The following is a 12961-nucleotide window of genomic DNA, read 5'->3' on the forward strand; positions in this document are numbered from 1 at the left end:
GGTCGCAATCGCACAGATCAGTTTCTCAACCAGAGGCACCAACGGTTGCAGGCAAGACACTCTGCCCTTTTGCACCATGTGCAGCCCCGCACTCTGCCCACAGCAGAACCTGCCCCAAGTGCCGCGAAGACCTGCCGATTTGTCCTCTGCGGGCCATATCGCTGCAAAATCACACGGGAAACAGGGTAATACCCTTGATCTTGGCACCTTCCTATTGCACCACCCCTAGGGAGTACACCTGCAGGCTGGCCCATGATTTCCACCAACGACAGCTCCGCTGAGCTAGATCATCTTCAACGCGGCCCCCGGGTTATGCTGTATAGCCATGACACCTTTGGCCTGGGTCACTTGCGGCGCTCACGCGCCCTGGCCGGGGCGATTACCGCGGCGGATCCTACCGCCTCTGCCCTGATCCTGACCGGGTCGCCGGTGGCGGGGCGGTTTGCCTTTCCCAGCCGGGTCGACCATATGCGCCTGCCCGGAGTGATCAAACGATCCGACGGCAGCTATGCTTCGCGCACCATGGGGATGAGCATCGAGGAAACCACCGCCCTGCGCAGTGGCCTGATCCGCTCCATGGCCCAGCAATATGCCCCCGATGTGCTGATCGTCGACAAGGAGCCCACCGGCTTTCGCGGTGAATTGCTGCCCGCGCTGGAGCTGTTGTCGCAGAAAGGGCACAGCAAGCTGGTACTGGGGCTGCGTGATGTGCTGGACGAACCAGAGGTGCTGGCCGAGGAATGGGCCCGCAAGGAGGCCATCGCCGCAACCGAGCAGTTTTACGACGAGATCTGGATCTATGGGCTGGCCTCGATCTATGACCCAACCAAGGGCTTGCCGCTCAGCCCTCGCGTGCGTGATCGGATGCATTGGACCGGCTATCTGCGCCGGGATCTTGGCCCGCTGGATACCCCGCCCGAACAGCCCTATGTGCTGATCACCCCCGGCGGTGGCGGCGATGGGGCAATGATGGTGGATCTGGTGCTGTCAGCCTATGAACAGGACCCCGACCTGGCGCCCCGTGCGGTGCTGGTCTACGGCCCGTTCCTGTCGGGCGAAACCCGCGAAGCCTTTGAAACCCGTGTCGAAGCGCTGCAGGGGCGGGTGACCACGGTGGGCTTTGAATCCCGTATCGAAACCCTGTTTTCCGGCGCGCAGGGCGTGGTCTGCATGGGCGGCTACAACACCTTTTGCGAGGTGCTGTCCTTTGACAAGCCCGCCGTCATCGTGCCGCGCACCACACCGCGCCTGGAACAATGGATCCGCGCCAGCCGTGCCGAAGAACTGGGCCTGGTAACCATGCTGGATGAACGCCGCGATGGCTGGACGCCAGCCGCCATGACTAGGGCCATTCGCGCCCTGGCGGCACAGAAGCAACCATCACAGGCCTTTTCCAGAGGATTGTTGGATGGGTTGGATTGTGTCACTCAGAGGGTATCTGCCCTGTTGCAGGATCTGCCGCAAAAGGCCGCAAAATGACCACAGAAAATCCCCCCCTTGCCGTGCTGGTCAAAGGCTGGCCGCGCCTCTCCGAGACCTTTATCGCCCAGGAACTGGTCGCGCTTGAAGAAGCAGGCCTGACCTTTGAAATCTGGTCCCTGCGCCACCCAACCGATGTAAAGCGCCACCCCCTGCATGACCGTTTGCAGGCGCGGGTACGCTATCTGCCCGAATACCTCTATCAGGAACCGACCCGCGTCTGGCAGGCGCGCGCCACAGCCCAGGCCCTTCCCGGCTACGCCGAAGCCTATCGCATCTGGCGGGCCGATCTGCGCCGCGATCCCAGCCGCAATCGCGTCCGCCGCTTTGGCCAGGCCTGCGTACTGGCTGCCGAAGCCCCTGCCGAGGTGCTCGGACTTTATGCCCATTTCCTGCACACCCCCGCCTCGGTGGCGCGCTATGCTGCCATTATGCGCGGACTGCCCTGGAGCTTCTCTGCCCACGCCAAGGACATCTGGACTTCCCCGGATTGGGAGATTTCGGAAAAGCTGTCCAGCCAGCACCACGGCGCCGCCTTTGGTGCCACCTGCACCGCCTTCGGTGCCCGTCACTTGCAGCAGATGTCGGATGATCCGGCCCGGATTGATCTGATCTATCACGGGCTTGATCTGACCCGGTTTCCCAAACCACCGCAACGCCAGTGGCGGCAGGCGCAGGATCCGCTCAAGCTGATGTCGGTGGGTCGCCTGGTCGAAAAGAAGGGCTTTGACCGCCTGATCTCTGCACTCGCGCTCCTCCCGGCAGAACTGGACTGGCACTGGATCCATATTGGCGGTGGCGATCTTGGTAGTCAGTTGCAGGATATGGCCAGGCAGGCCGGGATCGCGCAGCGCATCACCTGGCGCGGCGCCTGCGATCAACCCGAAGTCATTGCCGAGATGCGCGCCAGTGATCTCTTTGTCCTGCCCAGCCGGGTTGCCGCCGATGGCGACCGCGACGGCTTGCCCAATGTGCTGATGGAGGCGGCCTCGCAACTGCTGCCTATACTGTCGACGCCTGTTTCGGCCATTCCCGAATTCATAACAAGCGGCACCCATGGGCTGCTCAGCAAGGATGACCCAAAGGCCCTGTCTGCCGCCATCCAGTCTTTGGCACAAGATCCGCAACAGGCCGCAACCATGGCCGAGGCAGCCCTGCAGCGCCTGCGCCGCGACTTTGGCATGGATCCTGGCATTGCCCAGTTGGTGGCCCGCCTGGGTGCCATGCTGCAGGGCTCATGACCGACGCGGCAACAGCCACGCGGATTGCCTTTTATGCGCCGATGAAATCGCCGCGCCATCCGGTCCCTTCGGGTGATCGCGAGATGGCGCGCAATCTGATGGCCATCATCGCCGCCGTACCGCAGGCGGTTGTCGAGATTGATCTGGCCACCGAATTAAAAATCTTTGACAAACACGGCGATGCCGCGCTGCAGGCCAGGCTGCGCAGCAAGGCAGCCCAGGAAGTCGCTCGACTGGTGCAAGAGATGCCACGCCTGGATCTCTGGGTGACCTACCATAACTATTACAAGGCCCCCGATCTGATCGGCCCGCAGGTCGCCCGTGCCCGTGGCATTCCCTATGTGCAGATCGAAAGCACCCGCGCCCTGCGGCGTCTCAAGGGGCCCTGGGCTGGTTTTGCCCAATCTGCCCATGACGCCGCCGATGCCGCCGACCTGATTTTCTATCTCACCGCCAATGATCTGATCACCCTGGAGCGCGAGCGCTATCACGATCAACAGCTGGAACTTCTGCCGCCCTTCTTGCCGATGGATCAACTGCCCACCGCCAGCAGCCTGTCAGGGCCGATGCTCAGCGTCGGTATGATGCGCCCCGGCGATAAGCTCGCCTCTTACCAGATTATCGCGGACAGTCTGCGGGGGCTGGATGGCGACTGGCAACTACAGATCGTCGGCGATGGTCCCGCCCGCGCCGATGTCGCGGCCCTGATGGCCCCCTTTGGCCACCGCGTTACCTTCCTTGGGGAACTGTCTCGGGAAGATCTGGCGCAGGTCTACGCCGAGGCCAGCCTGTTTTTCTGGCCAGGCGTCAACGAGGCCTTTGGCATGGTCTACCTGGAAGCTCAGAGCCATGGGCTGCCGGTGGTGGCGCAGGATCGCCCCGGTATGCGCGACATTCTGGCCCCCGGTGTCTATCCCGACGTGGCCCAGGGGGCTGCGGCCCTGCGCCACCGGTTGCAGACCCTGCTGCACAGCCCAGACCTGCGCCGGAATCTTGGCACCCAGGCCCGCAATATGATTGCCAGAACTCATCTGGCCCCCGCCGCCAGCCACCGCTTTGGTGCAGCACTTGCCCGCCTTTTGAAGGAGCAGAGATGATCCGCCTTGCCCTTTTGCGCCATGGCCATACCGCCTGGAACCGCGCCGGACAGATCCAGGGTCGTAGCGATATTGCGCTGGACGATGCTGCCCGGGCCGAGCTGTCCAGCTTTGCCCTGCCCACGCCTTGGGATCAGGCAGATCTCTGGTCCAGCCCGCTGTCGCGGGCGGTGGAAACCGCGCAATTAATAACCGGGCAGATACCGCAGACCGCCCCGGCCCTGACAGAAATGTTCTGGGGGGACTGGGAAGGCAAGAAAGGGCTGGAGCTGAAGGCCGACCCGGACAGCGGCTTTCGTGATATCGAGCACTGGGGCTGGGACTATCGCCCCCCGGGTGGCGAAACCCCGGCAGAGGTCTGGAACCGACTGCAGCCTTGGTTGGCCAGGCTGCAACGCGACACCGTCGCGGTCTGCCATATTGGGATAATGCGGATGATCCTGGCCCGTGCCCATCACTGGGGTTTTGACGGTCCAGCCCCCTTTCGCATCAAACGCAACCGGCTGTTTGTGGTCGAAATCGACCAGGCGCACCTCACCCCCTGGGCAGAGCCGGTGCGCCTGCTGAAGAGGCCCGCACCATGAAGGTGATGATCGTGGTCACCCACCTGCTGGGCACCGGCCATCTGGCGCGGGCGTTGACCCTCGGGCGGGCCTTTCAGGCTGCTGGTGATCAGGTGCAGATCGTCTCGGGCGGCTGTTCTGCGCCGCAGCTCGACACCTGCGGGATCCCGCTGCTGCAACTGCCGCCGCTACGCTCTGACGGGGTGAATTTCACCCAGTTGCTGACGCCGGACAACACCCTGGCCGATGAGGGCTATCACCGGACGCGCCAGGTGGCGCTCTGTGCTGCGCTGCGCGCGATGCAACCTGACCTGCTGATCACCGAACTCTACCCCTTTGGCCGCCGCTCCCTGCGGGCGGAGTTCCGCGCCCTGCTGGAAGCAGCACAGCAGCTGCCCAAACGACCAAAGATCCTTGCCTCGATCCGCGACATCCTGGCACCGCCATCAAAGCCGGAAAAGGCCATCAAGGCGGATGCCATGATTGCAGAATTCTACGATGCCGTTCTGGTGCATTCCGATCCGCAGGCCACCCCGCTCGCGCTAAGCTGGCCGGTCTCGGATATGCTGGCCGCCAAACTGCACTACACCGGCTTTGTCGCCCCTGCCGCAGCCGGACCACATCCAGAGGCAGAGGGGCGCGGCGAAGTTCTGGTCAGCGCGGGAGGAGGCAATGTCGGAGACGAGATCTACCACTGCGCCCTGGCTGCCGCCCGGCTGATTCCGGACCAACCCTGGCGCCTGCTGGTGGGTGGCAGTGACGCCGCCGAGCGGATCAAGGCCCTGTCCAGTTTGGACTCACCTGCCCGGATCGAAGCCGCCCGCCCTGATTTTCGCCAGATGCTTTCACATGTGGCGGCCTCGGTCAGCATGTGTGGCTACAACACCGCGCTGGATCTGTTGCAGGCCAATACCCCTGCCGTGCTTATCCCCTTTGATGCAGGACGCGAGGTCGAACAGGGGCTGCGCGCCCAGAGCCTGGAACCGCTGCCGGGCTTTGCCAGCCTGCGCACCGCCGATCTGACACCAGAGCGCCTGGTTGCTGCGGTGCAAGCCGTGCAACAGGCGCCACGCCGCACGGCGGCGCAGTTTCAGTTTGACGGCGCGGCGCGCAGCGTCGAAATTGCCCATGACATGGTCCGGGATCAGGCCCAGGATCAGGCCAACGATCAGGCAGGAGCAAAGCCATGAGCCCGACGCAGCCCCCTGGTGCCACGCCTGATGCCACCCCTGACGGCCCCCCGGACTGGGCCCCGCTCGACCAAGAGCTGCGCCACTGGCAGGCAGCCGGTCTGAAACTGCCGCTGTGGTGGCGCGACGATGATGCGATCGAACCAACGCCGCAGCTCGACCAGCTGAGCGCACTGGCACAAAAGCTTGCCCTGCCGGTGCATCTGGCCGTGATCCCGCGCGATGCCCAGCCCGCGCTTGCGGCCTATGTCGGGGCGCATCCCGAAGTGATCCCCCTGGTGCATGGCTGGGCCCATATCAGCCGGGCCGCCCCCGGCGACAAGAAGTGTGAATTCCCGCCCCGGCATCCGCTTGCAGGGTCGCTTGCCGAGATGGCAGAGGGACTGGCGCGGCTAAAGGCCCTGTTTGGCCCCCGATTGCAGCCCATCTTTGTGCCGCCCTGGAACCGCATCGCGCCGGACCTGCTGCCCTTGATGGCAGACCTCGGTTTCGCCGCAGTGTCGCGTTTCACCCCGCGCACGCAGGCCTGGGCCGCCGCCGGGCTGGCACAGATCAACACCCACCTCGATCCCATCGACTGGAAGGGCAGCCGGTCTCTGGTTGCCCCAGAGCACCTGATCAACCAGGTCAGCAACCAGTTGCGCGCCCGGCGATTGGATCAGGCGGACAACCGCGAACCCTATGGCATCCTCACCCACCATCTGGTGCATGACGCGGCCATCTGGGATTTCACCGAGGCGCTGATTACGCGCCTGATGCAGGGGCCGGGGCAGATCTGGACCTTTGACAAAGAGGAAGATGAGAGATGAGCCGATTGGATTCCATGCTGCGCCGTTTGACCGCCCAGCGCGACGGGCTGAACTGGGCCGCCAGTGCAATCGCCGGGATCGACGGGGATGTGCTGGACATGGGACTTGGCAATGGCCGCACCTATGACCACCTGCGCGAAACCCTGCCAGATCGCCGGGTCTGGGTCATCGACCGGGTTCTACAGTGCCATCCGTCCTGTGTGCCGCCCGAGGCGGATTTTCTGCAGGGCGAGGCGGTGCCGATGCTGGAGCGCCTCAAATCTGAGGGCCACAAGATCGTTCTGGCGCATTATGATTTTGGATTTGGCGTCAAGGAAGAGGACGTGGCCGAGGCCGCAGCCATGTCGCCAGTGATTGCCAGCGTCATGGCCAGGGGCGGCATTGTGGTCTCGGGACAACCTCTGGTGGGGTTTGAAGAGCTCAAAGGTCCAGACGGCATTCCCGAGGGTCGCTACCTGTTTTACCGCGCCTGACACTGCGGCGACCCCTGCCAGAACATATTGCAGGGGCCACCGCAGTTGCATGTACCGCGGGCACAAAGCCTACTTGGCTAGGCCACGCGCTGCCCACGCGCCCAGACCCCCCGCAGCGCCGGGGTGCCATCAATCAGCTTGAAACGGATCAGATCGGCGCGTTTGCCGATCTCCAGCCGTCCACGATCCGACAGCTCGACCGCGTCTGCCGGGGCCAGGGTCACCGTTGACAGACCGCGCGCCATATCGCCCCAGATCTGGCCGAGTTTCACGGCAGACATCAGCAGTGCCCCCGGAACATAGTCCGAAGAGATGATATCCAGCAGCTCCAGCTCTGCCAGCTCCTGCGCTGCGACATTGCCCGAATGAGACCCGCCGCGGATCAGATTGGGCGCCCCCATCATTACCTTGATGCCATGGGCCTGGCAGGCACGTGCGGCCTCTACCGTGGTAGGGAATTCCGCCAGGTGAATGCCGTGCCCTGCCGAGGTTGCAACCTGGTCCGCCGTGGTATCGTCGTGGCTGGCCAGCACCGCGCCAAAGCGGCGCGCGGCCTTGACGGCCTCCACCTCATGCAGATCCCCGTATTGGTCCCGCAGGGCCTTCAGGTGGGCAACGTGGGCCTGAAACCCGGCATCATCCAGCCCGTGCTTGCCTTTGACATAAGCCTCCAATTTGGAGATGTCGCGAAACTGTCGCTGCCCAGGCGTATGATCCATAAGCGAGACCAGACCCACGCGATCCGCCTCGTCAAACTCTGCCAGTTCTTCGACCAATGTATCCGAACAGACCTCTGCCCGCAGGTGCAGGAAATGCGAAATCTTCAGAGCGTCGGCTGACCGCAGGTCCAACAGCTCGGTCGCCAAACCACGCGCATAAGATCCATAGCGGCTTTCTTTGCGGCTGACCGAGCCCACCCGCATGGCATCAAACACGGTGGTGATCCCGGTGCCGGCCAGCTCTGCGTCATGGGCCATGATGGCAGCAGCATGCGGCCAGTCCACCGAGGGACGCGGCTGAATGTGGCGCTCCAGATTGTCGGTATGCAGTTCAACCAAGCCAGGGCTCAGATGATCGCCATCGCAGTCAATCGCGCCTGTCGGCACCGATGCACCCGCACTGATATCGGCAATCTTTCCGCCGTGGATTTTGACCTGCCCGCGCAGTGTTTCACCAGGCAGAACAAGGGTGGCATTGGCAAGGATCAATTCATCTGTCATCTGAGCTTCACAACTTTCGGACTATAGGAACGGCCACGTATAGGAGGCCAATGTGACATTCACGCGATATGCGATTTACTACGCCCCCCCGGCGGGGGCCGATTGGGCTGAGTTTGCAACCCAGTGGCTGGGTTGGGACATGGAGGCTGGCATACCCGCCCCACAGCCCCAGATTGCCGGTTTGGATCTGGCCAGCATCACGCAGGTGCCGCGCAAATACGGGCTGCACGCGACGCTGAAGCCGCCGATGCGTCTGGCCAAGGGGCGCAGCCTTGCGGATCTGCAACAGGCCTGCGTCAGCCTGGCGGCCCGGCAGGCCCCGGTGGTGCTTGACGGGCTGCATCTGGCGCGGCTGGGGCGGTTTCTGGCCCTGCGCGTCAGCGGCGATGAGACCGCGCTTGGCCAATTTGCGGCCGCCTGCGTGCAGGATCTTGATGCCTTTCGTGCGCCCAGCTCTGCGGCCGAACAAGCTAAGCGCCGCGCGACAGGGCTCTCCCCTGCGCAGGATGCAAACCTCATGACCTGGGGCTATCCTTTCGTACTGGATCAGTTCCGCTTTCACATCACGCTCACCGGCAAACTGCCCAGGGCGGATCTTCCCGCTGTCGAGACCGCGCTTGACGCCCATCTGATACCCTTGCTGCCCAGGCCTCTGGTGATCCGGGATTTTGCCCTGGTGGGCGAAGACAGCGCAGGACGGTTTCATTTGCTGCATCGCTATCCCCTCACCGGCAGTGGGGCAGCAGCGGGATAAATCGCTGCCCTGGCCTGGGCGACGGCCAGCCCCAGATCGCCACTGTTGTCGATCTCGTGCAGCCGCCGCAGCCCCGCAGGCAATGGCTGGCCTGCGCGGGCCAGGCGACGTTGGACCTCGGCGCTGTCTTCGCGCCCGCGCTTGGACAACCGCTCGGCCAAAATCTCTGGGTCGGCGGTCACCGAAAGCACGATGAGATCGCTAAAAACCTCTTGCGCCGTTGCCAAGACGGCGCGCGACAGGTTCACCAAAACGCCCTGCCCCTGGGCGCGCAGATCTTCGATTGCCAACGGAATGCCATAGTGCAAACCATGGGCGTGCCAGTGCAGGGCGAAATGCCCGGCTTGCACCAGCTCGGAAAACGCATCTTCGCTAACCGCATCATAGTCTTCGCCGCCGGCCTCTGGCGCGCGGGTCACCACGCGGCGCATCAGGCACAGCCTGGGATCGCCTGTCGCCAGCGCCTCCATGATGCTGTCCTTGCCCACCCCGGAGGGGCCGACCACCGCAATCACCGGCCCCTTAGCTGCGCTGGCCTTCATGCCGCCACCTGCGGCGAAAAGGCCGAAACATCAACAAAGCGGTCGCAGACCTGATCGCGGGTGGCCTCGTCATGGAAAATGCCGATAATTGCCGCCCCCCGTGATTTGGCGCCTTCGATCAGCCGCAGCACCGTGGCGCGGTTCTTGGCATCCAGACTAGCGGTGGGTTCATCCAGCAGCAGCGCCGGATAGTCATAGGCAAAGCCGCGCGCGATATTCACCCGCTGCTGTTCGCCGCCGGAAAAGGTCGTAGGGCTCAACGACCAGAGCCGCTCGGGGATGTTCAGCTCCGCCAGCAGGCTGGCGGCCTTGTCCCGCGCCGCCGCCTGCGGGGTGCCAACAGCCAGTAATGGCTCTGCCACCACATCCAGTGCCGCCACACGCGGCACCACCCGCAGGAACTGGCTGACATAGCCCAGTGTGTCGCGGCGCAGGGCGATGATCTGACGCGGCGCCGCCTGGGCCACATCCAGATCCCCCACCATAACCCGGCCAGAAGCCGCAAGGTAGTTGCCATAGATCAGCCGCATCAGGGTTGATTTCCCCGCACCTGAAGCCCCCACCAGACCGACACATTCACCCGGAGCAACCGTCAGGTTGACCCGCTCCATCACCGGGATTACTGCACTGCCCTGATTGTGCAGGGTGAAACTCTTGCTCACGTTTTCAAGTTCAATCATCGTCTTTGTCCTTCAAACCTGCAGCACGCTGGAAACCAGCAGCTGGGTATAGGCATGTTGCGGGTCATCCAGCACCTGATCGGTCAAACCGCTTTCGACCACATGGCCGTCCTTCATCACCATGAGACGATCCGCCAGCAGGCGCACAACAGCCAGGTCATGGGTGACGATAATGGCACTAAGGCCCATTTCACGCACCAGACTGCGCAGCAAATCCAGCAGACGGGCCTGTACCGAAACATCCAGCCCCCCGGTGGGTTCATCCATGAACACCAGTCGCGGCCCCGTCACCAGGTTGCGGGCGATTTGCAAGCGCTGCTGCATGCCGCCGGAAAAGTCTGAGGGGCGATCATCAATGCGGCTGTCACTGATCTCCACCCGGCCCAGCCAATCGGCGGCCTGCTCGCGGATCTCGCCATAATGACGCCCACCCACGGCCATCAGCCGTTCGCCGATATTGCCGCCAGCCGAAACTGACATGCGCAGGCCATCTCGGGCATGCTGATGCACAAAGGCCCAGTCGGTCCGCCCCAGCATCCGGCGTGCCGGTTCTGACATGGTGCAGGTATCCACCGGCCCATCAGCGCGGGTATCAAACACCACTTCGCCGCAATCCGGCGCATGATGGCCAGCCATGGCATTGAGCAATGTCGACTTGCCAGATCCACTTTCGCCAACGATGCCCATGACCTCACCTGGATAAAGATCAAAGCTCACATCCTTGCAGCCAATCCGGGGACCATACATTTTGGTCAGGGCCTTCACCTGCAACAGCGGTGTCATGTCCTGTTCTTTCACTTCAGCCCCCATCACGCGGCCTCCTCACCCAATCGACCCACATGGCCCTCGGCACGTCGGCTGCGGCAATAATCGGTGTCTGAACAGACAAACATCCGGCTGCCCGCATCATCCAGGATCACCTCATCCAGATAGCTATCCTCTGCGGCGCACAGATCGCAGGGATGATTGGCCTTCGTGGCCTCAAACGGGTAGTCCTCAAAATCGAGGCTCACCACACGTGTATAGGGCGGCAGCGCATAAATGCGCTGTTCGCGGCCCGCGCCAAACAACTGGATCGCTGCCATCTCAAGCTTGGGATTGTCGAATTTGGGGATCGGCGAGGGATCCATCACATAGCGGTCCTCTACCTTCACCGGATAGGCATAGGCAGTGGCAATATCGCCGTGCTGGCTGATATCTTCATAAAGCTTCACATGCATCAAACCGTATTCCTCAAGACTGTGCATCTTGCGTGTTTCCATCTCCCGCGGTTCCAGAAAGCGCAGCGGCTCAGGGATTGGCACTTGATAGACAAGAATCTGGTCCTCGCTCAGGTCGGCCTCGGGAATCCGGTGGCGGGTCTGAATGACGCTGGCCTTTTTCGTTTCCTCAGTGGTGGCAACCCCAGCGGTGCGTTCAAAGAACTTGCGGATCGAAACAGCGTTGGTGGTGTCGTCCGCGCCCTGGTCGATCACCTTCAGGCTATCGTCAGGAACCAGCGTCGCTGCAGTGACCTGCACGCCCCCCGTGCCCCACCCATAGGGCATCGGCATTTCACGGCTGGCAAAGGGCACCTGATAGCCCGGCACCGCCAGACCTTTCAGGATGGCGCGACGGATCATCCGCTTGGTTTGTTCGTCCAGATAGGCGAAATTATAGTCAGACATGTTGGGCATCCTTCTTACCTTTAGCCCGGCAGCGCCGGGCAGCGCCCGATCTCCCCGTCAAGTCGGAGACTTGCTTCCAGAAAAATGGGAGGGCGCTTGGGACCCACCCGAGGTCGGGCACTGCCCTTTGTTCCAAGTGGTTCATTCCGCCGCCTCCTGTGCTGCCATCTGATCCGCCAGTTCCTGCGCCTCGCGGCGCAGTTTGCGCACCAGTTCCAGCTCGGATTGGAAATCCACGTAATGCGGCAGTTTGATGTGCTCCAGGAAACCCGTCGCCTGAATATTGTCGCAGTGGCTGAGGACAAATTCTTCGTCCTGTGCTGCGGCACCTAGGTTGTCTTCGCCCAGCTCTTCCCAGCGCAGGGCCCGATCAACCAGCGCCATGGCGATGCTCTTGCGCTCTGACTGACCAAAGACCAGACCGTAGCCACGGGTGAACTGCGGCGGCACCGTTTTGGAGCCTTTGAACTGGTTCACCGTCTCACATTCGGTCAGCTCCACCTCGCCAATCTCGATGGCAAAGCCCAGCTCGGGGATTTCCATCTCAACCGGCACCTTGCCGATGCGCAATTCCCCCACAAAGGCGTGGTTGCGCGCATAGCCACGTTGGGTCGAATAGGCCATACCAAGGATAAATCCTTCATCCCCACGCGCCAAGGATTGCAGCCGCACCGCACGCCCGGCAGGGAAGCTCATCGGTTCGCGGGTCAGATCGCCCGGCGTAACATCCGAAGCGGGTTCGCGCTCGATGATGTCCTCGCCCTGCAGGAACTCGGTGATATGCGGTGTTGCCTCAAGGCGTGGTTCTGCGATCGGAGCCTGCGGCACCTCGCCATCGGCGGCCAGTTTAAAATCGAGCAACCGATGGGTGTAATCAAAAGTTGGCCCCAGAACCTGCCCGCCCGGCGCATCCTTGAAGGTGGCAGAGATCCGTCGATCACAGGCCATCGCGCCAGTATCCACCGCCTGCGTGTAGCCAAAGCGGGGCAGCGTGGTGCGATAGGCCCGGATCAAGAAGATAGCTTCGATCAGATCACCACGCGACTGCTTGATCGCCAGGGCCGCCAGATCAGGATCATACAGCGACCCCTCGGCCATCACCCGGTTCACCGCCAGGCTCATCTGTTCGCGGATCTGCGCCAGGCTCAGCTCGGCAACGTTGGTATCCCCCCGGCGCTCTTCGGCCAGCCAGGCATGGGCATTGTCGATGGCGCGTTCACCACCCTTTACAGCGACATACATCGGG

The 12961-nt window shown here is 62.8% G+C and carries 14 protein-coding genes; 8 read left to right on the forward strand and 6 right to left on the reverse strand.

Annotation, left to right across the window (positions count from 1 at the left end):
- Positions 1–252 precede the first annotated feature (252 nt).
- From P2081_RS13700 to P2081_RS13730, 7 genes are read left to right on the forward strand one after another with little or no spacing between them, the layout of a single operon-like run.
- Positions 253–1479 (forward strand): glycosyltransferase family protein, encoded by a 1227-nt coding sequence (locus tag P2081_RS13700; protein WP_278923443.1) that lies wholly within the window; start codon positions 253–255, stop codon positions 1477–1479.
- The gene (locus P2081_RS13705) at positions 1476–2720 is read left to right on the forward strand and encodes a glycosyltransferase family 4 protein (RefSeq protein WP_278923444.1); all 1245 of its coding nucleotides are present in this window, start codon (positions 1476–1478) and stop codon (positions 2718–2720) included. The genes P2081_RS13700 and P2081_RS13705 overlap by 4 nt, the downstream gene beginning before the upstream one ends.
- Positions 2717–3817: a glycosyltransferase family 4 protein gene (locus P2081_RS13710; RefSeq protein ID WP_278923445.1), complete on the forward strand. Its 1101-nt coding sequence runs from the start codon at positions 2717–2719 to the stop codon at positions 3815–3817. Before P2081_RS13705 ends, P2081_RS13710 begins: the two co-directional genes overlap by 4 nt.
- Complete coding sequence (locus P2081_RS13715) at positions 3814–4401, forward strand: histidine phosphatase family protein (RefSeq protein WP_278923446.1); 588 nt, start codon at positions 3814–3816, stop codon at positions 4399–4401. The genes P2081_RS13710 and P2081_RS13715 overlap by 4 nt, the downstream gene beginning before the upstream one ends.
- On the forward strand, positions 4398–5570 hold the full coding sequence (locus P2081_RS13720; RefSeq protein ID WP_278923447.1) for a glycosyltransferase family protein: 1173 nt from the start codon (positions 4398–4400) through the stop codon (positions 5568–5570). Before P2081_RS13715 ends, P2081_RS13720 begins: the two co-directional genes overlap by 4 nt.
- On the forward strand, positions 5567–6379 hold the full coding sequence (locus tag P2081_RS13725; RefSeq protein WP_278923448.1) for a polysaccharide deacetylase family protein: 813 nt from the start codon (positions 5567–5569) through the stop codon (positions 6377–6379). Before P2081_RS13720 ends, P2081_RS13725 begins: the two co-directional genes overlap by 4 nt.
- Positions 6376–6852: a class I SAM-dependent methyltransferase gene (locus tag P2081_RS13730; RefSeq protein WP_278923449.1), complete on the forward strand. Its 477-nt coding sequence runs from the start codon at positions 6376–6378 to the stop codon at positions 6850–6852. The genes P2081_RS13725 and P2081_RS13730 overlap by 4 nt, the downstream gene beginning before the upstream one ends.
- 77 nt (positions 6853–6929) lie before the next feature.
- Here the strand turns inward: P2081_RS13730 and P2081_RS13735 are convergent, their stop codons facing one another.
- The gene (locus P2081_RS13735; protein ID WP_278923450.1) at positions 6930–8072 is read right to left on the reverse strand and encodes an alpha-D-ribose 1-methylphosphonate 5-triphosphate diphosphatase; all 1143 of its coding nucleotides are present in this window, start codon (positions 8070–8072) and stop codon (positions 6930–6932) included.
- Positions 8073–8124: 52 nt separating this feature from the next.
- Here P2081_RS13735 and P2081_RS13740 point away from each other — a divergent pair, with 52 nt between their 5' ends.
- Entirely contained in the window at positions 8125–8826 is a 702-nt protein-coding gene (locus P2081_RS13740; RefSeq protein ID WP_278923451.1) for a DUF1045 domain-containing protein, read from the forward strand.
- Here P2081_RS13740 and phnN read toward each other — a convergent pair.
- From phnN to P2081_RS13765, 5 genes are all read right to left on the reverse strand, one after another.
- Positions 8790–9368 (reverse strand): phosphonate metabolism protein/1,5-bisphosphokinase (PRPP-forming) PhnN, encoded by a 579-nt coding sequence (gene phnN / locus P2081_RS13745; RefSeq protein ID WP_278923452.1) that lies wholly within the window; start codon positions 9366–9368, stop codon positions 8790–8792. The two genes, P2081_RS13740 and phnN, sit on opposite strands and share 37 nt — an antisense overlap.
- A complete protein-coding gene (gene phnL / locus P2081_RS13750) occupies positions 9365–10048 on the reverse strand; it encodes a phosphonate C-P lyase system protein PhnL (RefSeq protein WP_278923453.1) in 684 nt (227 codons plus the stop codon). Before phnL ends, phnN begins: the two co-directional genes overlap by 4 nt.
- Before the next feature lie 12 nt (positions 10049–10060).
- The gene (gene phnK, locus P2081_RS13755; protein WP_278923545.1) at positions 10061–10831 is read right to left on the reverse strand and encodes a phosphonate C-P lyase system protein PhnK; all 771 of its coding nucleotides are present in this window, start codon (positions 10829–10831) and stop codon (positions 10061–10063) included.
- A gap of 26 nt (positions 10832–10857) precedes the next feature.
- The gene (locus P2081_RS13760; RefSeq protein WP_278923454.1) at positions 10858–11715 is read right to left on the reverse strand and encodes an alpha-D-ribose 1-methylphosphonate 5-phosphate C-P-lyase PhnJ; all 858 of its coding nucleotides are present in this window, start codon (positions 11713–11715) and stop codon (positions 10858–10860) included.
- A 141-nt stretch (positions 11716–11856) separates the two neighbouring features.
- Positions 11857–12957: a carbon-phosphorus lyase complex subunit gene (locus P2081_RS13765; protein ID WP_278923455.1), complete on the reverse strand. Its 1101-nt coding sequence runs from the start codon at positions 12955–12957 to the stop codon at positions 11857–11859.
- Between the last annotated feature and the right edge of the window lie 4 nt (positions 12958–12961).

Origin of the sequence: Pseudophaeobacter profundi (genome assembly GCF_029697505.1) — a bacterium.
GTDB lineage: Bacteria > Pseudomonadota > Alphaproteobacteria > Rhodobacterales > Rhodobacteraceae > Pseudophaeobacter > Pseudophaeobacter profundi.